We start from the raw sequence: 23,647 nt of genomic DNA on the forward strand, positions 1-23,647 counted from the left end.
AAAAGTTCTTTGAGGGTTAACTAGCAATCGAGTATTCCACTACTGTTTAACAGGTCCTCTGAATCTTTTAAACACTTTTGCTTAAGCAAAGATTTATTCACAATTAAAAAGAGGCCAAGGCCTCTTTTTATCCAACAGATCCTTCCATTTCATAGCTAATCAAGCGGTTCAGCTCAACAGCGTATTCCATTGGCAGTTCCTTGGTGAAAGGCTCGACAAAGCCCATGACAATCATTTCAGTCGCTTCGGATTCCGACAAGCCACGACTCATGAGATAGTAGAGCTGCTCTTCAGAAATTTTAGAAACTTTAGCTTCATGCTCCAAAGCCACCTGCGAGTTGTGGATTTCATTAAATGGAATGGTGTCTGAGGCAGACAAATCGTCCATGATAATGGTATCACACTCGATATGGCTGACAGATTTCTTAGAATTGCGAGCAAAGGTCACTTGGCCACGGTAGTCTACCTTACCTCCGCCCTTGGCAATGGACTTAGACACAATAGACGAGCTAGTGTGTGGCGCATTGTGAATCATCTTAGCCCCTGTATCCTGGTGTTGGCCAGCATTGGCAAAGGCGATAGAAAGCATAGTTCCACGCGCCCCAGGTCCGTCCAGATAAACAGATGGGTACTTCATGGTTGTTTTGGCACCCAAGTTCCCATCAATCCACTCAACAGTCGCATCTTTCATAGCCCGTGCCCGTTTGGTTACCAAGTTATAGACATTATCAGACCAGTTTTGAATGGTCGTATAACGCATATAAGCTCCATCCAAGGCAAAGATTTCGACAATAGCCGCATGCAAGCTGTTGCTTGAATAAGTTGGCGCTGTACATCCTTCTACGTAGTGGACGCTTGCTCCTTCATCGACGATAATCAAAGTCCGCTCAAACTGACCTGTGTTTTCATTGTTGATACGGAAGTAGGTTTGGAGCGGAATGTCTACCTTAACGCCTTTTGGTACATAGATAAAGGTTCCACCTGACCATACTGCCGAGTTGAGGGCGGCCAACTTGTTATCTGTCGGCGGTACCAACTTAGCAAAATACTGCTTAAACAAGTCTGGATATTCCTTGAGGGCCGAGTCTGTATCTGTGAAGACAATTCCTAGCTTTTGGAACTCTTCCTTCATATTGTGGTAGACCACTTCTGACTCATACTGGGCAGCTGCACCAGCAAGGTAAGCTCGCTCTGCTTCTGGAATCCCGATCCGTTCAAAGGTTTCCTTGATCTTCTCAGGTACTTCATCCCAGCTTCTAGCTGGCTTATCAGAGGCCTTTTGGTAATAAATCAAGTCATCGAAGTCAATCTCAGACAAGTCTGGTCCCCAAGTCTGCATAGGCATTTTCTTGAAGGCCTCGTAGGATTTGAGGCGAAAATCTAGCATCCATTCTGGTTCATCCTTGGCAGCTGACAGCTCACGGATGACCGCTTCATTCAGCCCTTTCCCTGTTGAGAGAATAGGTTCAACATCGTCATGGAAACCAAACTTGTACTCACCGAGATCAATCGGTTTTGGTTCTACTCTTTCTTCTGACATAATTTCCTTTCACATTCTTACTTTTTATCTTCTTCAATCGCTCGCTTGAGGGCATTCCAACCCAAGGTCGCACACTTAATCCGCTGTGGGAATTTGGCAACACCTGCTAAGAAAGCGGCGTCTCCCAGTTCTTTCTGGCGGCTGTCTTCCTGTCCCTGAATCATCTGAGAGAAGACTTCTGCTAACTCCAGCGCCTGCTCTTTTGTCTTTCCAAGCACCGCATCCGTCATCATGCTGGCCGAAGCCGTTGAGATGGTACAGCCGGAATTCACAAAGGCAATATCCTCAATCTGATTTTCAGCATTAAACTTCACAGACAGGCTGATAACATCGCCACAGGTCGGATTATTAAGGACTACCTGTTCCACATCTTCCAGCTTCCCATGATGATGGGGGTGAGCCGAATGGTCGGTCACAACCGCCTTGTAAAGACTGTCTAACTTAGAAAGCGCCATTGAAAAACTCCTTTGTCTTTTCTAAAGCATCTACCAGCTTGTCACAATCCGCATAGTTATTGTAGATGTAAAAGCTGGCCCGCACAGTCGCTGGTACCTGCAGATAGCTGAGCAGGGGCTGGGCACAATGGTGACCCGCCCGAACAGCTACTCCTTCGTAGTCCAGAGCCGTCGCGACATCATGCGGATGAAGACCATCCAGATTAAAGGCAATCACGCCTGAGCGCTGGGCCAAGTCCTGAGAACCATAAATGGTCAAGCCTTCTACTGCCTTCAACTTAGGAAATACATAGGCAATCAGGTCCTGTTCATGCTGAGCAATGGCATCCATACCCAAGTCTTCCAAATATTCAATGGCTGCTGCAAGACCGATTGCTCCTGCCATATTCGGCGTTCCGGCCTCAAACTTCCAAGGAAGCTCCTTCCATGTCGCCTCCTGCTCATAGACAAAATCAATCATTTCGCCGCCAAACTCGACTGGTGACATCTGCTCTAGCAGTTCTTCCTTACCATAGAGGACCCCGATACCAGTCGGGCCTGCCATCTTATGCCCAGAAAAGGCGAAGAAGTCCACATCCAAATCCTGTACATCAATCTTCATGTGCGGAATGGATTGAGCTCCATCCACCACCAAAAGCGCTCCTTGCTGACGAACCAACTGGGCAATTTCCTTGATGGGATTGATGATACCGAGAACATTAGAAGCATGAGCCAGAGAGACAAACTTGGTCCTCTCATTGAGCTTGGCACGGAAATCCTCCATATCCAGAGCACCATCTTTGAGATAGACATAGACCAACTTGGCTCCAGTCTTCCTACAAGCTTCCTGCCAAGGAATGACATTGGAATGATGCTCCATGATAGAAATCATCACTTCGTCACCAGGCTGCAACCTTTCAGCCGCAAATTGAGCCACCCAATTGAGACTCGTCGTGGTCCCTCGTGTAAAGAGGACTTCTTTGCTAGAAGCTGCATTGATAAAAGGACGAACTCTTTCTCTGGCTGCTTCATAGGCTGCTGTCGCTCGCTCGGCTAGTGTATGCACACCACGGTGGACGTTGGCATTGTCTCTAAGATAGTAGTTCTCGATAGCCGCCAGCACCTGCTTGGGTTTCTGGGTTGTCGCCGCATTGTCCAAATAAACCAAAGGTTCATCATTGACAATTTGGCCCAAAATGGGAAAATCTTGCTTGATTGCTTCTGCATTAAATCCAGACATGAAGACTCCTATCTACTTATACGGGACAAGGCCCAGCTTTTTATCTTTTTGCGAGAATAATATCGATATTTTCAATCATTTCATCACGGACTTCCTTGACAGGGATTTCCACAATCACTGAACCTAAGAAGCCGCGCACGACCAAGCGCTCAGCTGTCGCCTTATCAAGACCCCGACTCATGAGGTAGTACATATCTTCTGGATCCACCTGGCCGATAGAAGCCGCGTGACCAGCCGTCACATCGTTCTCATCAATCAAGAGGATGGGATTAGCATCTGAGCGCGCTTGGTCAGACAGCATGAGAACTCGGCTTTCCTGCTGGGCATCTGCTCCCTTAGCCCCCTTGATAATATGACCGATACCATTGAAAGTCAAGGTCCCTTTTTCCAGAATAACCCCGTGCTGCAGGATATTTCCGATAGAGTTGCAGCCATAGTTGGTTACGCGGGTGTCAATTCCCTGAACTTGCTTGCCGCTAGAGAGAGCCACCACTTTCATATCCGCATGGCTGCCGTTTCCATAGAGGTCACTATCAAAGTCAGCCACGACATTGCCTTCGTTCATAACGCCGATGGCCCAGTCAATCATAGCATCATTATCCAGCTTGCCACGGCGGCTGATATAGGCTGTGACATTTTCGCCTAGGCGGTCAATGGCTGAAAACTTAATCTGAGCTCCAGCTTGGGCAATGACTTCGACGGTGATATTAGCTGTTGTCGGAACAGTCCCTTGGCCATAAGTCTCCAAGCGTTCCAAGTAGTTAACCTTGGAGTGCTTGCCCGCGATAATCAAAATATGCTTGTTAAAAGGAACATCGCTTTCGCTGTCCTGATAAAAAATTCCTTCAATTGGCTGGTCAATCTCAACATTGTCCGGCACATAAAGCACCGCACCGCTGTTGAAATAAGCCGTGTGATAAGCTGCCAATTTGTCCTCGTCATACTTAACCGCGGACATGAAATACTGCTCCACCAGCACTGGAATTTCTTCCAAAGCAGAGTGGAAATCAGTGAAGACCACACCTTGCTCGGCCAAATCTGCTGGCAGCTGCTCAAGGACCGTTTGAGTTCCCATTTGGATAAACTTGAGATTGTCTCCGAGAGCCGTGAAATCTGGCACACTGGTCAAAGGCTCGCTGTCGCTAATACGGCCGTCACCCAGATTCCAGCGGTGAAATTTGACCCGCTCAATGACTGGCAAGTCCAGTTGATCAATTTGGTCAAAAGCCTGCTGACGGAGATCAGCCAACCATACTGGTTCTGCGTGAAGCTGTGAAAATTCGTGAATCAATTCTTTTGTCATGTCATTCTCCTATCTTTTATCAAAGTCAAAAGAATGTTTGACTAAACTTCTTCAGTATAGTTGAAGCCCAACTCTTCAGCCAATTTGGCATAGCCTTCTTTTTCCAAGCGAACTGCCAATTCTGGACCGCCAGAAAGAACAACTTTCCCCTCCATCATGACATGAACTACGTCTGGAGTGATATAGTTGAGCAGACGTTGGTAGTGGGTGATGATCATAGCACCAAATCCCTCTCCACGCATAGCATTGACCCCTTTAGACACGACCTTGAGAGCGTCGATATCCAGACCTGAGTCAATCTCATCCAAAAGCGCAAAAGTTGGCTCTAACATAAGCAACTGCAAGATTTCATTACGTTTTTTCTCACCACCTGAGAAGCCTTCATTGAGGTAGCGCTCAGCCATTTCTTCCTTCATGTTGAGCAATTCCATCTTTTCATCTAGTTTCGTGATGAAGTCACGGACAGAGATCTTTTCATCGTCTTCCTTGCCAGCATTCATGGCCGCACGGAGAAACTCTGCATTAGTAATGCCAGGAATTTCACTAGGATACTGCATTGCAAGAAAGAGTCCCATACGAGCCCGTTCATCCACTTCTAGCTCCAAGATATTAACCCCATCAAAAAGCACCTCTCCTTGAGTTACTTCGTAGTTAGGATTACCCATAATGGCTGCAGACAAGGTAGATTTCCCTGTTCCATTTGGACCCATGATGGCTGCAATCTCTCCCGTTTTCAGAGTAAGATTTACCCCTTTGAGAATTTTTTTCCCTTCAATTTCAACATGAAGGTCTTTGATTTCCAATACAGACATGATTATTTTCCTTTCCTTTTTGGCAATTTATGCTTTCTTTAGTATATCAAAAAAAGCCCAAAAGGCTTTTATTTTGTTTAGAACTATTCTTGTTTGTGGCTCTTTTGATGCTTTTTCTGTCGAACTTCTTCTCGATAAGAAGAGTTCCCGATAAAACGTAAAATATTGAGCAAGGGCGTCCTTTGTGGACCCAGGACACCTATTAGTTCTACCAAGAGTTCTACTCCCAGCAGAAGACCAATTACGAGGAGGAGTCCTCCGATGCGGCTCGATACATTTAGCAGGAGGGAAATCATCGAGAAAATCATCGAAATGCCATAGATAACCAGAACTGTTCCCCGATGTGTCAGCCCCAAGGACAAGAGCCTATGGTGAAGGTGATGACGGTCAGGCTGGTAAAATTTCTGACCTGACAAAGTCCGACGAACGATTGCTAAAAAAGTATCGGTAATTGGCACACCCAAGATAATCATAGGTGTGACAATCGCTACTGCCGTTGCATTCTTCAAGCCTTGCAGAGACAGGACCGAAATCATAAAACCGATGAAAAGAGCGCCCGTATCCCCGCCATATATGATGGCTGGATGATAATTGTAAGGAAAGAAGCCAGCAATGGAGGCCACTAAAACCAAGATGGTCAGGGTCAGGAATAAATTATGACCCGGCAAGAAAAAGTAGGAAACAATGCCCATGGTCAGCAAGGAAATAATGGAGACTCCGCTGACAAGGCCATCCAAACCGTCCATGAGATTGACCGCATTGGTAATGGAGACAATCCAGAGAATAGTCAAAATGAAAGATAGCCATGGTGGGAAAAAGAGATGGGGACCTCCAAAAGGAATCTTAAAATCATCCAAGCGGAAATCCGTCAGCCACCAAATTAAACAGGCAGCCAGCACAATTCCCCCTAGCTTCAGCAGAGGACTTAATTCTTTAATATCGTCGATAAGACCCGTCAAGGCTACAATCAAGCCTCCTAGCACTACTGGCCAAATATAATCAAAATAAGTTTGTTCAAAGAAAGTGACGCTAACAATCTGCGGCATGAAGACCAAAGTCGCCACGGTAAAAGCCGTCACAACCGCTAGTCCGCCTGCACTCGGCATGGGCTTTTTATTGATTCGTCGAGCATTAGGATAGTCGACTGCATCCATTTTAAAAGCCAAGAGCCGAACTAGGGGAGTCAGCAAAACTCCGACAAAAAACGTCGCTAGCAACACCAAAATGAACTTTAAGGGAAAAGCAATCATACGCATTCAACCTTTTGCAATTGTTGGATGGCTTCTGTCACCAAAAGCAGACGTCCGTGTTCTTGCAGGACAGCACGAGTAATATCTGTATCCTCAGCAAATTCCCGCATTTTAGCCAGTAACCAAGCTGGATAGAGCTCCGGTTGCTCTTCCAAATCTACCAAAATAGTCAGGTAGTAGGCAGAGTCATATTTATAGAGTTCTGACAGGTCTATCGGATAGTCAACCGTTTTGGCGAAAGAAACTACGCTGCGCAGGTCAGTAAAAGATAGAATATAATAGACATACCGGTCTAGATTCTCTTCTTCCTTCTCTTCTGAAGAATCTGCAGAATCCTCCTGATCAGCCTCTGCTTCCTCTAAAGATTTAACCGCCTCGAGATCATCCTTACTCTTTTCAAAGATATTTTTTTCCAAAGTCTTTAAAAATTCATCTGGAGACATCTGGCTGAGCTCATCCAGATCTGGTAGATTGCCCAAATCTTCAAAATTCAAATTCTTATCAATCTTGGATCTTGTTACAAAGACATCCAGCTTGTCTGGCTTAGGCGTCACCCGAAAGCTCAGCATCCCACTATCTAAGAAACTTTCCGGCATTTCCAGCTCATCCAAGATTGTATAGAAAAATTCTTCTGTTTTTTCTTGGGGAACTAGGAAATCTGCAATTTCCATGCCGTGTTCTTCTAAATCTTCCAATTGGATGGTGATTTTAATCGTCGAATCATTAATCTGTTTCACTTCCATCTCATCAACCTCATACTTTCATAGTTTTCTATTATACTAAATTCTAAACTTATTTCAAAAAATAACGAGTCAAATAAGAAAAGAGAGTGGGACAGAAATCGGTAATTCGTTAGAATTCGATTTCGTCGTCCCACCTCCGCACAGTTGAGTAGGGCTATAAAAGCTGATGAAGTCAGCGTAGTAGAGCCCACTCAACCACTGCGTCTTGCTCGACAATCCAAAGACAATTGAGAGGCTAGGACTTTTGTCCCAGCCTCTTGATTAGCCAATAATAACCTTGATCAGACCGTAAACCAACAACAGAGCTCCGAGGCCGATCCGATATTTACCAAAGATTGTAAAGTCATGGTTCTTGACATAGTCTGTCAGGAAGCGAATCACATAAAGACTGACCCCGAAAGCCACTCCCATAGCTACCAATAAAAGGAATAATTGGTCGAAGCCTAAAGAATTGCCCTTGATGATAAATTTCAGGATTTTTAGCCCACTTGCGCCAAACATGATTGGAATCCCCAAGTAGAAAGTAAACTCTGTCACAACAGATCGACTGACACCATTCAAGAGACCACCGACAATGGTCGCACCTGAACGGCTGGTTCCCGGAAAGAGGGACAAGACTTGGAAAAGACCAATATAAAGAGCTGTTTGATAAGGAAGTCTACTCAATTCTGTAACAGTCGGTTCCACCTGCTCACGTTTTTCCAAATAGATAAAGGCAACCCCGTAGATAATCAGCATGATTGCAACGGATACCAGATTATAAAAATGCGCTTCAAACCAATCGTCTAGGAAAAGGCCGATGATTGCAGCTGGCAAAGCAGCAACGACTACCTTGGCCCAGAGCTGCCATGTCAGCTGAATCTGACGAGCTGTTTTTCCTGGTTTAAAAGGATTAAGCTTATCAAAATAAATCACCACGACTGCTAAGATAGCTCCCAGCTGAATGACAACATTAAACATTTCCATAAAGGCTGGATTTTCATTTTTATACTTAATAAAATCTTGAATCAGAATCAAGTGGCCGGTACTCGAAATCGGTAGCCACTCGGTAATCCCCTCAACGATCCCATAAATAATAGACTTTAAAATTTCAACAATAAACATATCTAACTCCTAAAACAACTTTAACGTTTATTATACCACATTTCGGAGGAGAGGAAAAGCTTTCTCAAGGGCTTTAGCAAGGTTTTTATCAAAAGGCTCCGCCCCCACCGCCTCCACCGCCACCAGAGAAGCCACCTCCTGCTCCGCCTCCCGATGAAACAGAAAAATGACTGGCCGTCGAGGCAATGTGTCCATAATTTGAAAAACTATGGGAACTTGCGTAGAAAATAGGATGAAGATTGTATTGTAGATAAGTATTCATAGACGCATTTTCTAGGGAAATCTGACGCAGCTTCATGACCCGACTAACCCGATCTGCATAGCCAAATAGGGTAGCATAGACCAAAAGCCGGTTCCACAGGACAATGCCCTCCACCTCGGTATCGTATAGGCGAGCGATGTAGCGTAGCATATTCGCAAAGCTATTCCAGAGATAGAAATCATGGGCTCCCTCATCGCTCAGGACACCATCTCGCTGATATAACTGCAAGGCTCTGCCCAGCAGAACGGTCAACACCGAAGCGACAACTGCAAGCGGAAGATAGGACCAAATAAAACCGTCTAGCTTGATCAAATAGACAAAAAATGTCAATAAAGACAAGACGAAAGCAAGGAAACTTGCCATTAGAGCCAACCACAAGAGAAGCTTTTCTCCTCGTTTTAAAGGACGATAGTGATCCAGCAAGTTTAGCTCCCGAATCTCCCTTAGCACTTGTTCAGACAAGATGTTTAAATTAGTTGAAAAGCGATTCTTAATCCGATTTCCAATTTGGCGAATTCGTGCCTCATCTGCTGATTTTTTATTTTTATAAAGGTCTTCTGAAATTTGGTAAGACTCAAACAAGTCTGTGACAGCTGCTTGTTTATGGTCGCCAAATGCCATCTGTAGGAATTTCCGTTCAAAATCTGACAAACCTTTTTTAGAAATTGGTTTCAGGATTGGCTTGTCTGCAGTTCCTAAAAGCTCGATATAGCCTCGATCCATCAAATCCAGCAAGGTTGCCTGCACCAGATTTTCAAATTTTAAATGCGCCCGTCCGCCACTGGTCGGATCGACTTCTCTCATATCCACAGCAAAGATATTAGCCGCTACAATGAGGGGGGCTAGATCTTGCGGAGCTTCATAAAGACGAGCGTCTTTAGGAAAAGCTTGGCTAGGGCGAATCTTCATCCGAAAGAACAGATAAAATATCCCCGAAAGTATCAGCAAGAACAAGGCCAAAGGAGGCAGATAAACTTCTCCCAAGCGATGATAAAACTGGCTCTTGGCTACAATCTCTTCCTCAACGGCTTGAAAAGTCTTTAGATAGTCGGTCGCTCTCGGATCCTCTGCTGCCTGATGCAAGGCCTGTCGATGCCAATATCCATGCAGTTCGACCTTCTTCCTGCTAGGCAAATGAGATAGCTGAATCTGATAAACACCACGATTTTCATCTATAGTGGCCGATTGGCCAAAATAACCTGTATGGACATACATGTCCGTTAAGGTCCAAGTTCCCAGACCCCAAACCTTAATCGTCACATTTTGCAGCTCCTCTTCCCAATCACTGATCGGTGTCCATTTGAGCTCTGCTATATCTTTATGGAGGAACAGAAGATTGGTCAAGTTCCATGTGACTGTTACTTTGACCGTGTCTCCCTCTTTACCTGCATTGTAAATCTTGACTTCGTAGCCATCTCCCAAATCTGTAACTCGTGGCTCAAAGTCATATTTTACGACTCCATTGGTTTTCACGGAGACTTTTGGATCTGAATCAATAGCAAAGCCTTCTGGCATCTTTCCTGCCGATCCTAAAGAGACCATCTGGCCATTGTAATCATCATCAAAATGATAGGTCACCTCTTCTGTATAGGTGGCTGTATTATCGGCGTGGATCTCCAAATCTCCATTATAAGACTGGATTTGATAGTCTAAAGCTGACACTGTCCCAGCAAAAAATAAACTCAAAAAAAGAATAAAAATCCCTGACAAGTACCTTTTCATAAACCAAAGTCCTTTTCTAAATCTTTATCCTATTATAGCATTTTTCTCAAGTAAGGGCTTACCAGGATTGAAAAGTCGAATATTTTTCGGTAGAATAGAAAAAACCATTTTAGAAAGACTCGGAGAGAATATGAAAAAATTCATTTTAACCTTATTTACAGCCCTCCTCGTCTGTCTGGGAACCCTTACCGTGGCTCAGGCGGATGATTATCTCAGAATTGGGATGGAAGCGGCCTATGCCCCTTTCAACTGGACCCAAGATGATGATTCAAATGGCGCTGTCAAAATCGAAGGAACAAATCAGTATGCCAATGGCTACGATGTCCAAGTTGCCAAGAAGATTGCTCAGGAAATGGGCAAGGAACCGCTGGTTGTAAAGACTTCTTGGAATGGACTGATCCCAGCCTTGACCTCTGGTAAAATCGATATGATTATCGCTGGTATGAGCCCAACAGCCGAACGGAAAAAAGAAATCGCCTTTTCTAGCAGTTACTACACCAGTGAGCCTGTTATGCTGGTTCGAAAAGACGGCAACTACTCCAATGCCAAGACCCTCAAGGACTTTAAAGATGCTAAAATCACCTCCCAGCAAGGTGTCTATCTTTACAATCTGATTTCTCAACTGCCGGGTGCTAAGCAAGAAACGGCCATGGGAGATTTCGCCCAAATGCGTCAAGCTCTAGAATCTGGTGTTATTGACGGTTACATTTCTGAACGGCCCGAAGCTCTGACAGCTGAAGCTGCCAACTCTAAGTTCAAAATGATTCAATTCAAAGAGGGCTTTGAAGTTGGCGAAGAAGATGCCTCCATCGCCGTCGGCATGCGTAAAGACGACAGTCGAATCGAGCAAGCGAATGCAGCTATCGCTAAACTTTCAGCGGATGAACAAACGCAACTGATGGATCAGATGATTAAAAATCAGCCGGTGGACACTGATACTGACGATGCTGAAGACACATTCTTCAATAAAGTTCTTAAGATTTGGAAGGAAAATTGGCCACAATTTTTACGCGGAGCTGGTTTGACCTTGCTTATTTCCATTACAGGGACGATCGCTGGTCTCCTCATCGGTTTGCTGATTGGGGTCTATCGGACAGCGCCCATTTCAAAAAATAAGGCTTTAGCCTTCCTACAAAAACTATTCGGTTGGTTCCTCAATGTTTATATTGAAATCTTCCGTGGTACACCTATGATTGTACAATCCATGGTTATCTACTATGGAACAGCTCAGGCTTTTGGCATCTCGATTGACCGGACGGCTGCAGCCATCTTCATCGTTTCTATCAATACTGGTGCTTACATGAGTGAAATTGTCCGCGGTGGTATCTTTGCCGTTGACAAGGGACAATTTGAAGCAGCTACTGCGCTCGGAATGACCCACGGTCAAACCATGCGCAAGGTCGTCCTGCCACAGGTGGTCCGCAACATTTTGCCTGCAACTGGTAATGAATTTGTCATCAATATCAAGGATACTTCTGTCCTCAATGTCATCTCCGTGGTAGAGCTCTACTTCTCAGGAAATACCATTGCAACTCAGACCTATCAGTATTTCCAAACCTTCACCATTATCGCAGTCATTTACTTCGTCTTGACCTTTACTATCACTCGAATCCTACGTTTCATCGAGCGGAAGTTTGACACAGATCATTACACAACAGGTGCCAACCAAATGCAGACGGGAGAATTGAAACAATGACCGAAACAATTTTAGAAATTAAAAATCTCAAAAAATCTTATGGAGAGAATCAAGTCTTGAAAGACATTTCTCTGACTGTCCACAAGGGCGAAGTTATCTCCATTATCGGAAGTTCAGGTAGCGGGAAATCAACCTTTCTCCGCTCCATCAACCTCCTCGAAACACCTACTGCTGGCGAAATTCTCTATCGCGGGAAAAATGTCTTGGATGAGAATTACGACCTGACTCATTACCGCGAAAAATTAGGTATGGTATTCCAAAGTTTCAATCTTTTTGAAAATCTCAATGTCCTCGAAAACACCATCGTTGCTCAGACAACCGTACTCAAAAGAGAACGTGCTGAGGCAGAAAAGATTGCCAAAGAAAATCTGGAAAAGGTGGGAATGGGAGAGCTCTACTGGCAGGCCAAGCCTAAACAGCTTTCAGGTGGACAAAAACAGCGGGTTGCCATTGCGCGTGCGCTTTCCATGAATCCTGACGCTATCCTTTTCGATGAACCAACTTCAGCTCTTGACCCAGAAATGGTCGGTGAAGTCCTGAAAATTATGAAGGATTTGGCCAAAGAAGGCCTGACCATGATTGTCGTGACCCACGAAATGGAATTTGCCCGCGATGTTTCCAGCCGCGTTATCTTTATGGATAAGGGCGTCATCGCAGAAGAAGGCACTCCTCAAGAATTCTTTACCAATCCTAAAGAAGAACGAACCAAGGAATTTCTACATCGCTTCTTAAAATAAACAATCAATCAAACAAACAAGACGGAAAAAGATACATCCGCCTTGTTTTTTTATTCGCAAAATAAAAAAGCGGGTTTCCCCACTTTTTGAAGATTAGTCTTCAAACTTTTCATGATTTTTGTCGTAGAAATCAATCAAGCCAAGAGCTGTTTCAAAAGAAATATTCTTTACTTTTGCACGTCCTTGAGCAAGAGCAATAATTGACATTTCACGCGCGTTTGTTTCTTTACTAATACGGTAACCTGTAATTTTTTTGTCACGAACCCATCCAACGACTGACTCTACTTTTTCAAAATTTGATTTAGCCATTTCTTACTCCTCTCTAACTTATTTAGAATACTAATATAATGGTTTTTATACAGTTTGTCAACTTAGAAAAACCAAAACAAACAAATTAAATAATTCTGAATATTCTATATTTATTTTGCTTTGAGAGCTGAAAGGATTTGCGTGCGGATACTCTCCACTCCATCAGGGTTTGCTGGAAGGAAAATCGTATTATTTCCTTCTTTATCCGCAAAATTATTCAAAGTATCTAGATATTGGTTGGTCAATAGAATGGACATGATTTGCTCTTCTGTCAGTTCAACATTGGCCCCTTTAAGTTCTTGGATGGAGTCAGCTAAACCATCTACGATCGCCTTCCGTTGCTCTGCAATACCGACCCCGTGAAGGCGGTCTTTCTCAGCCTCAGCCTCTGCTGCAGTAACGATTTTGATCTTATCTGCTTCTGCCAATTCCTGAGCTGCTACGCGCTTGCGTTGAGCGGCGTTGATTTCGTTCATAGACTGCTTGACTTCTGCATCTGGCTCAACCTTGGTAATCAAGGTTTTGACAATGATGTAGCCATAAGTGGACATTTCTTCAGCCACCTGCTTTTGAACTTCTAGGGCAATCTCATCTTTCTTTTCAAAGAGCTCGTCCAAGGTCAGTTTAGGAACAGAGGAACGCAGAGCATCTTCGATATAAGACTTGATCTGCGCTTCTGGTCGCATGAGTTTATAGTAAGCATCCGTGACATTGTGTTCATTTACACGATACTGGGTCGCAACATTCATGGTCACAAAGACATTATCCTGAGTCTTGGTCTCGACAATAATCTCGCTCTGCAGCAAACGCAACTGGACACGAGCAGCAATTTTGTCAATTCCCAAAGGCAAACGCACATTCATCCCACTTGTACTGGTCTTGTGGTAGCGGCCGAAACGCTCAATGATGGCAACAGACTGCTGGCGCACGACATAGAGCGAGCTAAATGCCGCTAAAATACAAAGAATGATAAAAAAGAGAAAGAAGAAAAAGAAGAAATTAAAAAACATAAGATCATCTCCTTGATTTAATATATTATATTCTAGCACAGTCCTCAATCACTTGCAATTAAAAAGCGGACTTTTGCTAAAATATTTTTAGGATCAGACTAGCATGTTGTAAAGTGTTTCATTTCCATTCAGATTGATAAAGGATGGGTCAAACTGCTCAATTCGATTGATCAGACCTGCATAATCATGTTTATTGGACAAGGCAATTCCAATCAAGACTGGACCTGTCCCTTTGCTGGCCCGCTTGATGTATTCAAATCGAGTGATGTCATCATTTGGCCCTAAAATATCATTTACAAATTCACGTAAGGCACCAGGCCGCTGCGGGAAATTTACTACAAAATAATGCTTGATGCCATCATAGATAAGGGCACGCTCTTCCATTTCCGGCATGCGGTTAATGTCATTATTTCCTCCCGAAATAATACAGCAGACAGTTTTTCCTTTGATGTATTCTCGCAATACTTCTAGGGCTGCCACGCTAGCTGCACCAGCAGGCTCTGCGATGATTCCTTGTTTAGAATAGAGATCAATCAAGGTTTCTGAAATCAAACCTTCATCAACCCCGATAAGTGTTTCTACATTCTTCTTCGTCGCTTCATAAGTAGAGGCCCCTACCTTTTGGACTGCGATACCATCCGCAAATTTATCAATTTCTTTGAGCTTGACAGGGCCGCCTGCTTCGAAAGCCGCCCTCATACTGCGGGCGCCATTAGCCTCTACCCCAATCACTTCAATTTGTGGCTGACTTTCCTTGATGTAAGTGGATACTCCTGCGATGAGACCGCCGCCTCCTACTGGTACCAAAACCAAGTCTAAATCGATGGACTCCCGAGCTGTATCTTCTAGGATTTCATAAGCAACCGTTCCCTGACCTGCTTGAACATGAGCATCATCAAAAGGATCGATGAAAGTCCGATTTTCCATCCGTGTGAATTCCATAGCCGCCCGAGCAGAAGCATCAAAAGTATCTCCTACTAGCTTGATGGTCACAAAGTCGCCACCAAAGAAACGAACCTGCCCAATTTTTTGCTGAGGAGTTGTGATGGGCATAAAAATGGTCGCTGGAATTTTCATCTCATTACAAGTGTAAGCGACCCCTTGAGCATGATTGCCCGCAGAAGCACAGACAACCCCACGTTCACGTTCTTCCTCGCTCAACTGAGAAATGGCATAGTAGGCACCACGGATTTTGAAGGAGCGGACACGTTGGGCATTTTCCTTTTTGAGATAAATCTTTGCCCCGTACTTTTCTGACAAGTAATGATCATAATCAAGCGGTGTATTGACAACAACATCTTTTAATACCTTATGAGCACGGACAATATCTTTTGCTGTTAACATTCCTTTTCCTTTCCAAATGAGGTAAACAAACTCAACTGGTATCCCAGCTGAGTTTTTCACACAATCTTAGTTGTAGATCTTGAAAGCATCATCGTCGTTTTTACCAACGAATGGCATTGCTTTACGCAATTCTGCACCGACTTTTTCAATCTCCAGATTAGCCGCTTGCTCACGGTAAGCAGTCAATTTCGGACGACCAGCCTTGTAGTCGTTTACGAAGTCGTTTGCGAATTTACCATTTTGGATGTCAGTAAGAACAGCCTTCATGTTTTCTTTGACTTGCTCTGTAATCACGCGCGGACCAGATACATAATCACCATATTCAGCTGTATTTGAGATAGATTGGCGCATCTTCTTGAAGCCACCTTCGTAAATCAAGTCAACGATCAATTTCATTTCGTGCAGCACTTCGAAGTAAGCCAATTCTGGAGCATAGCCTGCTTCTGTCAAGACTTCAAAACCTGCTTCGATAAGGGCAGTCAAACCACCACAAAGTACAGCCTGTTCACCAAACAAATCTTCTTCAGTTTCTTCTTTATAAGTTGTTTCAAGCAAACCAACACGAGCTGCACCAACACCTTTACACCAGTCCATAGCGATATCTTTGGCATTGCCAGTCGCATCCTGATATACCGCGTAAAGAGCTGGAACACCGAAGCCTTCTTCAAAAGTACGGCGAACCAAGTGACCAGGACCTTTTGGTGCACACATGAAGACATCTACATCTGCAGGAACTTTGATAAATTCAAAATGGATATTGAAACCATGAGCAAAGCCAACTGCGTTACCAGCTTCCAAGTTCGGAGCGATTTCTGTTTCGTACAATTCTTGCTGGATTTCATCTGGAGCCAAGATCATGATAACATCAGCCAATTTAGCAGCTTCTGCTACTGTGTATGTAGCAAAGCCATCTTCTTTAGCCTTGTCAAATGACTTACCAGGACGAACACCGATAATCACATCGTGGCCTGTATCACGCAAGTTTTGCGCATGGGCATGCCCTTGTGAGCCATAACCGATAACGGCGATCTTTTTACCGTCAAGTGCTGCTACTTTTACATCTTTTTCGTATTCCATTTGTACTGCCATAATATTTACTCTCTTTTCTATTTTTATTGCCTCTTAGGCGGTTTTAACAAATTTAAGTAGGGTTTTATACTCACTGAAAATCAAAGCTCAAACTAGGAAGCTAGCTGTAGGTCGCTCGAAGCACTGCTTTGAGGCTGTCAATAAGACTGACGGAGTCAGTAACATTTACCTACGGCAAGGCGAAGCTGACGTGGTTTGAAGAGATTTTCGAAGAGTATTAATCACGGGTAAAGCCAGTTGCCCCAGTCCGTGCGATATTGCGAATGCCGTAAGGACGGATGACTCGTAAGAGCGCTTCGCTCTTTTCTGCATCGCCCGTCATCTGGATAGTGATCGAGTTTGGTGCCACATCGACTACCGTTGCACGGAAAGGCTGGATAATGGCCAAGATTTCTGCACGCTTAGCAACTGGTGCCGATACCTTGATCAAAATAACTTCTCGCTCTAGGTGAGGATGATCTGTAATATCTCGCACCCGAATCACATCAATTTGGCGATTAAGCTGCTTGATAATCTGCTCCACTTCATTGAGGGAATTTACATCAATGATAATGGTGATCCGAGAAACATTTTCATCCTCGGTCGCACCTACAGAGATACTTTCGATATTGACCTGACGTCTGGAAAGCACACCAGTGAAGCGGTTCAGAACACCCGAACGATTTTGGAGTTTAGCTGTCAACATTCTACGCATGGAACTTCACCCCCAACATCTCATGATTGCTCTTGCCAGCTGGCACCATTGGAAGCACATGCTCCTTGCGAGAAATATCTACCTCGATAAACATCGGTATATCTTCCTTTAGGACTTCCAAATCTTGAGCAATGGTCTCGGGATTATCAAATTTATAGGATTTGACACCATAAGCCTGAGCCATTAGCTGAAAATCTGGTAAACTGTCAAAGACTGACTCGGAGGTCCGACCATCATAGAAGGCTTCCTGCCACTGACGAACCATCCCCAACGAATGATTGTTGAGCATGATGACCTTAATCGGAACCTTATAGATATTTAAAATAGCCATTTCCTGATTGGTCATCTGATAGCCCCCATCCCCAACAAACAAGACAACTTCCTTGTCTGGATTAGCAATCTTAGCTCCAATCGCTGCTGGAACACCAAAGCCCATGGTTCCGAGACCACCTGATGTGACCAGCTGACGCTCATTGCGATAAGGATAGTACTGGGCTGCCCACATTTGGTGCTGGCCGACATCCGTAACGACAATGGCATCACCATCTGTCAACTCTCCAATACGCTCAATGACTGGCTGAGGCTGGACAACTCGTTCCTTCCTATCGTAAGAACGAACTCGGTTCTTATCCTCTGTCACCTTGGCAATCCATTTTTCAGTGTTGTTTCGGACAGTCTCTTCAGCCAGCAGCATCTCCAAGGCTTGCTTTGCATCTCCTACGACAGGAATGTCCACTGCGATAATCTTGCCAATCTCTGCTGGGTCAATATCGATATGGACCACCTTAGCATTCTTAGCAAAGGTCTTGGGATTCCCCGTCAAACGGTCATCGAAACGAGATCCGATATTGATCATCAAGTCCGCCTCGGTCATGGCAATATTGGCCGCGAAAGTCCCGTGCATTCCTCCCATTCCAAGGAAGAGGGGATGATCCGTCGCAATCGTTCCCTGCCCCAAAAGAGTGGTAACGACTGGAATCTGATAACGTTCAGCAAAAGTCTGTAGAAGCTCAGAAGCACCTGCGTAAGCAACACCACCACCAGATAAAATAACTGGCTTTTTAGACTTGCTCAACTGGCTGAGAATCTTCTTGATTTGCAGTTCATTCGGCTGAATGGTCGGCTGATAGCTTGGTAGATTCACATCCGAAGGATAAACAAAATCAACTTCCTTGGCTGAAATATCCCTAGGCAAATCAATGACCACTGGGCCAGGACGGCCAGTCGTTGCAATGTGAACTGCCTCTGTCACAATCCGAGGAATATCCGCCGTATCCCGCACTTGATAGTTATACTTGGTGATCGGCATGGTCATCCCGACCATATCTGCTTCCTGAAAGGCATCCTTACCGATACCCGGAGTCGCTACCTGCCCAGTGAAGACCAAAAGGGGAACACTGTCACTCATGGCGTCCGCAATACCAGTAATGGCATTGGTCGCTCCCGGACCACTGGTGACAACGGCTACACCGATTTTACCAGTTGATTTAGCGTAACCTTCTGCTTCATGAACACACCCCTGCTCATGGCGACCAAGAATATGGCGGATACCTTTAAAGCTATAAATAGCATCATAGAGGGGCAAGACTGCACCACCAGGATAGCCAAAAATGGTATCAACACCAAGACTTTTCAAGGTTTCCAAGACCAGCTGTGAGCCAGACATGGGAGTTTCTAATTGGATTCTTTCCATAATTCCCCTTTCATTTATTTACAATTTTCTAAAAATTCAAAAAGCTTTCTACTATGATAACATTTTTGAAAAAAATTGCAAGTATTGCGGATCTTTTTTTACATTTCAGGAAAAAAAGATAAGAAAATCTCGCTAAATCCGAATTTAACGAGAAATGTTTCTTATATCCATCCTTGATCTTGCGCAATCCGAACCGCTTCTGTGCGATTGTCGGCTGCCAGTTTGGTCAGGATGGCTGACATATAATTGCGAATAGTCCCATTTGATAAATAGAGCTTTTCCGCAATTTCTTTATTGGAGAGACCAGTTGCTGCTGCCTCTAAGACTAGAAGCTCCTGATGGGAGAGGGGATTTTTATGGGCCATCAGTACTTCCATAAGTTCAGGTGAGTATTCTTTTTGACCAGCCAAGACAGTGTGGATGGTCTTCATCAGCTCAGCAATACTACGCTCCTTAAGTACATAGGCATCAACATCCGCCTTGACAGCTCGCTCAAAATAGCCTGGCCGCTTAAAAGTCGTCACAATGATGACCTTGACAGCTGGTTGATGTTCCTTCATCCATTCTAGGACGTCCAGTCCCGTCTGATAGGGCATTTCCACATCCAAGATGGCCACATCGACTGGATTAGTCTTGAGTAGCTCCATGGATTCACGTCCATCTGCCGCTTGATGAACTACTTCAACATCTGGCTGCAACTGCAAGAGCTGACAAAGAGCATCCCGCAGCATACTCTGGTCTTCTGCTAATAATACCTTCATCTCTCATCTCCTTTAACCCTATACGGCAATCGCACGCGAATAATGGTCGGCTTCTGGCTACTGATGACCTCCACTCTACCGTCAAGCCCCTCCAAGCGCTCTCGAACTGAATGAAGCTCTCGGCCAGTGACTCGCTTAAAGCCTCGACCATCATCTTCAACATCCAAGATCAAATCTTGATCCTGACTATGCAAATCAATCTTGGACTTCTTGGCCTCCGCATGCTTGATAATATTGGTTGCTAATTCCAACAAAATCATACTAATGGTAAACTGCATCTCCGTAGGAATACTGGCGACATTGAGCTGATTATGAAGCTCTAAGTCAATATCACTCATTTCCAGCATAGTTCGGATTGTATTTAATTCTTCATCTAGCGTCCGCGTCTTGAGATTGTCTACAATCCGTCGAACATCAGCCATGGCCTGCTTACTGATCCGTCGCACTTCCTCCATCTCTTTCTCCGCCTGCTCGTAGGCCTCCATTTGTAGGAATTGCTGGGCCAGCTCCGTCTTGACGCTGAGCATGGCAAAGGTATGACCCAAACTATCATGTAAATCCCGTCCGATTCGATTGCGCTCATTTTCTGCTAGGAAAAGATTGAGCTGGGCATTCTGCTTGCTTTTTTCTTCCTTTAGCTGTTCAGCGACTTGGATACGGTGCAGACCCAGGGTCAAGAAATCCGAAAAGAGAAAGGTCGTCGAGAAAAAGATTAGATAACCGATACTAAATTGCTGCTGCACATACACCCCGACCAGAAGAGCCGGTTGAACAGCTAAGAAACTCCAAAAGCGCCAAGATTTAAGGGAAATCTCATTGTAATGATAAACAAGAAGGTTGGACAAATAGAAAATATACCAAACGAAGCCCACATTCAGCCAAATGGTAGTGTAAAAAATGTAAGCAAGCATGCCCCACCAGGACAGAGCCTGGTAGAAAGGCTTTTTCTCCGTGAGGATGGTGTAATAGGCCCCTATAAACAATGCTGTCCAAAGCAAAGTCAAAAGCGGGTATTCACCACTGATGACACCCGCTACCGGAAAGATGATAAAGACCAGAGAAATATGAAACATGTGATGTATGTTTTTGAACTTTTCCCACATATAATTATTTAACCTCAATCCGTTTTTTGAGCTGAAGGACTAAAATACTAAAGAAAATGGTGTAGGCTAGGACGATTAGCATGGCAGAGACATTCCAGTCATGGTGTTCCAAATAGGAAGAGACCACCTGCATGAGCTGATAGCTCGGCGTTAGCTTGCCGATGGATTGCAACCAGTCTGGAAACATGGTCAGAGGAAACCAAAGACCACCCAAGACCGCTAAAGCCATATAAACGATATTGCCTACGACCGACATGAGCTGGGCACTGGGCAGGAGGCTGATCAAGACGCCCATGGCGATAAAGACCAGACTACCGATCAAAAGAATCAGTGCAATCATTAGCCAGTCCATCATGGGCTCATTGACTCCACGAACGAAATGTCCGACAGAGAAGACGACGATGATGGAAAGCAGAAAGGTTAGTAAAGTACTAAAAAGCTTTGATATATAATATTCTACCATAGAAACTGGCGAATGCTGAATCAATTTTTGCCAGTTATTGGTCTTGTCCGACTGCAAGGTGCTGGGAATGCTAAAAAAGGCACTAGACATAATACTAAAAAGTGTCATAGAAAAGAGATAGGTTTGGAGCAAAAGCGCCGGTACATCAGAACCTGACATCATTCCTGAAAAGATCAGATAGAAAACGCTGGGTAGCCCGATAGAGAGCAGGTAGTAGGCCGCCTGCCGCTTCATCAAAATCAGCTCCATTTTCATTAAACTTGCCATATTTTTCATGATGCTGCTCCTTTACTCTTGTGTCGTCTCAAAAATACTATCCATCAGGGTTCGATTGCGGACTTCGATTTCTTCAATCGTACAGCCATGCTCCTGCAGAATTTGCCAGACTTGACTGGCATCCTTGGTCGCAAAAGATAGAGCCTTTTGCTTGATTTCAATCTCTTTCACACCAGCTATCTTTTCCACGATTTCTTTATAAGAAAGTGGCAGGGTGAAGTGTTTTTCCTGCTCTTCCTTGCGCATGGCATAAGGCGTGGTGTCGCGGATTAGTTCTCCCTTATGAAGCACCAAAATCCTGTCAGCCGTATGCTCCACTTCTTCAATGTAGTGAGAAGAATAAACAATGGTCACACCCTGTTTCTTGAGCTGATCCACAATTTCCCAGAAATGCTGACGGGTCGAAGTATCCATAGCCGAAGTCGGTTCATCCAAGAAGAGAATCTTTGGACGGCCAATCAAGGCTAAGATAAAGGAGAAGAGACGTTTTTGACCACCAGAGAGCTTGGAAGCCAGCTGGTTTTTTTGCTTGTCAGAAAAGCCCAACAAGGCATCGATTTCCTCTTCAGACAGGCTATTAGGATAAATAGAACGAAAGAAAGCGAGGAGTTCCTTGACTTTCAAATCCCCCACCACTGTATTTTCCTGAGGTAAAACAGCAACCATCTCTTTCAAGCGATTGTCCGTTGGCTTTAGCCCCTGAACCAGCGCTTGACCAGAAGTCAAGAATTTATCGCCTAAGAGACAGTCCATTAGAGTTGTTTTGCCTGCTCCGTTGGGGCCAATCAGAGCCACACAATCCCCTTCTTCAATGTCAAAGGAAATGTGACGCAAGATTTCCTTCCCCCGAATACTTTTAGATAACTTTTTCACTTCAATCAATTTCATGATCTGCCTCCTTAATAAAATCATAGATGAACGGCCAGATGACAAAGACAGCTAGAATCAACCCCCAGATACCTAGATAGAATTGCTGGAGTAGAAATTCCAACAAGAGACCTGTCGCCATCTGCAGAATCCATAAAGCAGCTGAAAATCCAATGAATAAGATGGATAGAGATTTTTTCATTTCTTCTCTCCCCTCTTGCCTAACTTGGTCGCTTCCTTTAGGACATAACTAGCCATTCCCAAGCTAGCAAAAATCTCCCAAGGAAAGCGGTAAAGACTTGCTCCGCTCATTCTCGCCAACTGATAAAACATCATCCCAACATGACTCAAGACTGCTACCTTTATCAACCATATTTTCATGTAACTACTCCCTATTTCTTCATTTCTTACTTGTATTATAAAACTTCCTGTATTTTCCGACTAGATGATTTTGTCACTGCCTGATATGACAAATGTCATGGTTTCGAGACAGCAAAAAAAGACGAGATGACTCGCCTTTTAAACATTCTTATTCTTCTTTCAAGCCACCCAATTTCATCCCTAGGATAAACATTGAAGGAGAAGCGTCTTTTATGTCATTAAGCCCCAAGTCTTTAAAGAAAGATAGGCTTGCTGCTTTCGCTACATCCATTTTCTCAAAATCCAGATCAACTATGGCCTGTAATTTCTTATCAGCTGTTACGGAGTATTCAATCGTCACTCCTTCCATATTCTTAGCTTCCACATAGTTTGGTTCTGATTCCATTCCTTCTCGAATGATAGCGGTCATTTCCTCTGGGCTCATAGTAGCTGCAGCTCCACTCGCTTCTTCTGGCAAATTACTCAACAGCTCCATTCGAAGTTTCAAGAGTTTGTCTCCTCGATAGGTCACCGTATCACGATGATGGATGCCTTTGAGGTCTCCGACCAAGGTTTTGGAGACAATAGCTGTACTTTCAGAAGAAGCACTCGTAGAGGAGTCACTTGAGCTTGAGCTCGAGCTAGAACTTGTTTTAGCAACTTTTGATTCAGCTGGAACTTTCGGACGATGCTTGCCATATTTTGGAAATACGCAACCTGTCAATAATACAGAAGCAGAAATAACAAGAATAAATAACTTTTTCATAGTACACCTTTTCTTTTTATTTTTTCCAGTATACCATAATACCATTATCTTGTCTAAATCTTACATATA

General features: G+C 44.2%; 24 protein-coding genes. 2 read left to right on the forward strand and 22 right to left on the reverse strand.

Going from position 1 to position 23,647, the window contains the following annotated elements:
• Positions 1 to 127 precede the first annotated feature (127 nt).
• From sufB to I872_RS08530, 9 genes are all read right to left on the reverse strand, one after another.
• Positions 128 to 1,540 (reverse strand): Fe-S cluster assembly protein SufB, encoded by a 1,413-nt coding sequence (gene sufB / locus I872_RS08490; protein ID WP_015605698.1) that lies wholly within the window; start codon positions 1,538 to 1,540, stop codon positions 128 to 130.
• A gap of 17 nt (positions 1,541 to 1,557) precedes the next feature.
• Entirely contained in the window at positions 1,558 to 1,995 is a 438-nt protein-coding gene (sufU, locus tag I872_RS08495; RefSeq protein ID WP_015605699.1) for a Fe-S cluster assembly sulfur transfer protein SufU, read from the reverse strand.
• Positions 1,982 to 3,214, reverse strand: a complete 1,233-nt coding sequence (locus I872_RS08500) for a cysteine desulfurase (protein WP_015605700.1) — start codon at positions 3,212 to 3,214, stop codon at positions 1,982 to 1,984. Before I872_RS08500 ends, sufU begins: the two co-directional genes overlap by 14 nt.
• A 40-nt stretch (positions 3,215 to 3,254) precedes the next feature.
• Entirely contained in the window at positions 3,255 to 4,517 is a 1,263-nt protein-coding gene (gene sufD, locus I872_RS08505) for a Fe-S cluster assembly protein SufD (RefSeq protein ID WP_015605701.1), read from the reverse strand.
• Positions 4,518 to 4,558: 41 nt separating this feature from the next.
• Positions 4,559 to 5,329, reverse strand: coding sequence for a Fe-S cluster assembly ATPase SufC (gene sufC, locus I872_RS08510; RefSeq protein ID WP_015605702.1), 771 nt, complete (start codon positions 5,327 to 5,329; stop codon positions 4,559 to 4,561).
• Positions 5,330 to 5,412: 83 nt separating this feature from the next.
• Entirely contained in the window at positions 5,413 to 6,585 is a 1,173-nt protein-coding gene (locus I872_RS08515; protein WP_041826834.1) for a glycosyltransferase family 4 protein, read from the reverse strand.
• The gene (gene mecA, locus I872_RS08520) at positions 6,576 to 7,322 is read right to left on the reverse strand and encodes an adaptor protein MecA (RefSeq protein WP_015605704.1); all 747 of its coding nucleotides are present in this window, start codon (positions 7,320 to 7,322) and stop codon (positions 6,576 to 6,578) included. Before mecA ends, I872_RS08515 begins: the two co-directional genes overlap by 10 nt.
• A 261-nt stretch (positions 7,323 to 7,583) precedes the next feature.
• Positions 7,584 to 8,426 (reverse strand): undecaprenyl-diphosphate phosphatase, encoded by an 843-nt coding sequence (locus I872_RS08525; RefSeq protein ID WP_015605705.1) that lies wholly within the window; start codon positions 8,424 to 8,426, stop codon positions 7,584 to 7,586.
• 88 nt (positions 8,427 to 8,514) lie between these two features.
• On the reverse strand, positions 8,515 to 10,410 hold the full coding sequence (locus tag I872_RS08530; protein WP_015605706.1) for a DUF2207 domain-containing protein: 1,896 nt from the start codon (positions 10,408 to 10,410) through the stop codon (positions 8,515 to 8,517).
• Between the two features lie 130 nt (positions 10,411 to 10,540).
• On the opposite strand from I872_RS08530, the gene I872_RS08535 reads away from it, so the two are divergent.
• Together I872_RS08535 and I872_RS08540 are read left to right on the forward strand one after the other, a co-directional pair.
• On the forward strand, positions 10,541 to 12,106 hold the full coding sequence (locus I872_RS08535) for an ABC transporter substrate-binding protein/permease (RefSeq protein ID WP_015605707.1): 1,566 nt from the start codon (positions 10,541 to 10,543) through the stop codon (positions 12,104 to 12,106).
• Positions 12,103 to 12,843, forward strand: coding sequence for an amino acid ABC transporter ATP-binding protein (locus I872_RS08540; protein WP_015605708.1), 741 nt, complete (start codon positions 12,103 to 12,105; stop codon positions 12,841 to 12,843). The genes I872_RS08535 and I872_RS08540 overlap by 4 nt, the downstream gene beginning before the upstream one ends.
• Positions 12,844 to 12,936: 93 nt before the next feature.
• Here I872_RS08540 and I872_RS08545 read toward each other — a convergent pair whose 3' ends face one another.
• The 13 genes from I872_RS08545 to I872_RS08605 all read right to left on the reverse strand — a co-directional run bounded on the left by I872_RS08545 (position 12,937) and on the right by I872_RS08605 (position 23,578).
• Complete coding sequence (locus I872_RS08545; protein WP_001130035.1) at positions 12,937 to 13,152, reverse strand: capsule biosynthesis transcriptional regulator; 216 nt, start codon at positions 13,150 to 13,152, stop codon at positions 12,937 to 12,939.
• Positions 13,153 to 13,262: 110 nt separating this feature from the next.
• Entirely contained in the window at positions 13,263 to 14,201 is a 939-nt protein-coding gene (locus I872_RS08550) for an SPFH domain-containing protein (RefSeq protein ID WP_095666434.1), read from the reverse strand.
• A 54-nt stretch (positions 14,202 to 14,255) separates the two neighbouring features.
• Positions 14,256 to 15,506 (reverse strand): threonine ammonia-lyase IlvA, encoded by a 1,251-nt coding sequence (gene ilvA, locus I872_RS08555; RefSeq protein ID WP_015605710.1) that lies wholly within the window; start codon positions 15,504 to 15,506, stop codon positions 14,256 to 14,258.
• Between the two features lie 66 nt (positions 15,507 to 15,572).
• Positions 15,573 to 16,595: a ketol-acid reductoisomerase gene (gene ilvC / locus I872_RS08560; protein WP_015605711.1), complete on the reverse strand. Its 1,023-nt coding sequence runs from the start codon at positions 16,593 to 16,595 to the stop codon at positions 15,573 to 15,575.
• Positions 16,596 to 16,812: 217 nt separating this feature from the next.
• Positions 16,813 to 17,289: an acetolactate synthase small subunit gene (gene ilvN, locus I872_RS08565; RefSeq protein ID WP_015605712.1), complete on the reverse strand. Its 477-nt coding sequence runs from the start codon at positions 17,287 to 17,289 to the stop codon at positions 16,813 to 16,815.
• On the reverse strand, positions 17,282 to 18,982 hold the full coding sequence (locus tag I872_RS08570) for an acetolactate synthase large subunit (protein WP_015605713.1): 1,701 nt from the start codon (positions 18,980 to 18,982) through the stop codon (positions 17,282 to 17,284). The genes ilvN and I872_RS08570 overlap by 8 nt, the downstream gene beginning before the upstream one ends.
• Before the next feature lie 161 nt (positions 18,983 to 19,143).
• Entirely contained in the window at positions 19,144 to 19,743 is a 600-nt protein-coding gene (locus I872_RS08575; RefSeq protein ID WP_015605714.1) for a response regulator transcription factor, read from the reverse strand.
• Positions 19,740 to 20,846: a sensor histidine kinase gene (locus I872_RS08580; RefSeq protein ID WP_041826835.1), complete on the reverse strand. Its 1,107-nt coding sequence runs from the start codon at positions 20,844 to 20,846 to the stop codon at positions 19,740 to 19,742. The genes I872_RS08575 and I872_RS08580 overlap by 4 nt, the downstream gene beginning before the upstream one ends.
• Positions 20,847 to 20,850: 4 nt before the next feature.
• Complete coding sequence (locus I872_RS08585; RefSeq protein ID WP_015605716.1) at positions 20,851 to 21,585, reverse strand: ABC transporter permease; 735 nt, start codon at positions 21,583 to 21,585, stop codon at positions 20,851 to 20,853.
• A 12-nt stretch (positions 21,586 to 21,597) separates the two neighbouring features.
• Positions 21,598 to 22,473 carry an ABC transporter ATP-binding protein gene (locus tag I872_RS08590; RefSeq protein ID WP_015605717.1) on the reverse strand — a complete coding sequence of 292 codons (876 nt, stop codon included), beginning with the start codon at positions 22,471 to 22,473 and terminating at the stop codon, positions 21,598 to 21,600.
• Positions 22,460 to 22,654: a hypothetical protein gene (locus I872_RS08595; protein WP_015605718.1), complete on the reverse strand. Its 195-nt coding sequence runs from the start codon at positions 22,652 to 22,654 to the stop codon at positions 22,460 to 22,462. The genes I872_RS08590 and I872_RS08595 overlap by 14 nt, the downstream gene beginning before the upstream one ends.
• Complete coding sequence (locus I872_RS08600) at positions 22,651 to 22,833, reverse strand: hypothetical protein (RefSeq protein ID WP_015605719.1); 183 nt, start codon at positions 22,831 to 22,833, stop codon at positions 22,651 to 22,653. The genes I872_RS08595 and I872_RS08600 overlap by 4 nt, the downstream gene beginning before the upstream one ends.
• A 148-nt stretch (positions 22,834 to 22,981) precedes the next feature.
• A complete protein-coding gene (locus I872_RS08605; protein ID WP_015605720.1) occupies positions 22,982 to 23,578 on the reverse strand; it encodes an SP0191 family lipoprotein in 597 nt (198 codons plus the stop codon).
• Positions 23,579 to 23,647 lie beyond the last annotated feature (69 nt).

It is taken from the genome of Streptococcus cristatus AS 1.3089, assembly GCF_000385925.1.
Classification (GTDB): Bacteria; Bacillota; Bacilli; order Lactobacillales; family Streptococcaceae; genus Streptococcus; species Streptococcus cristatus_B.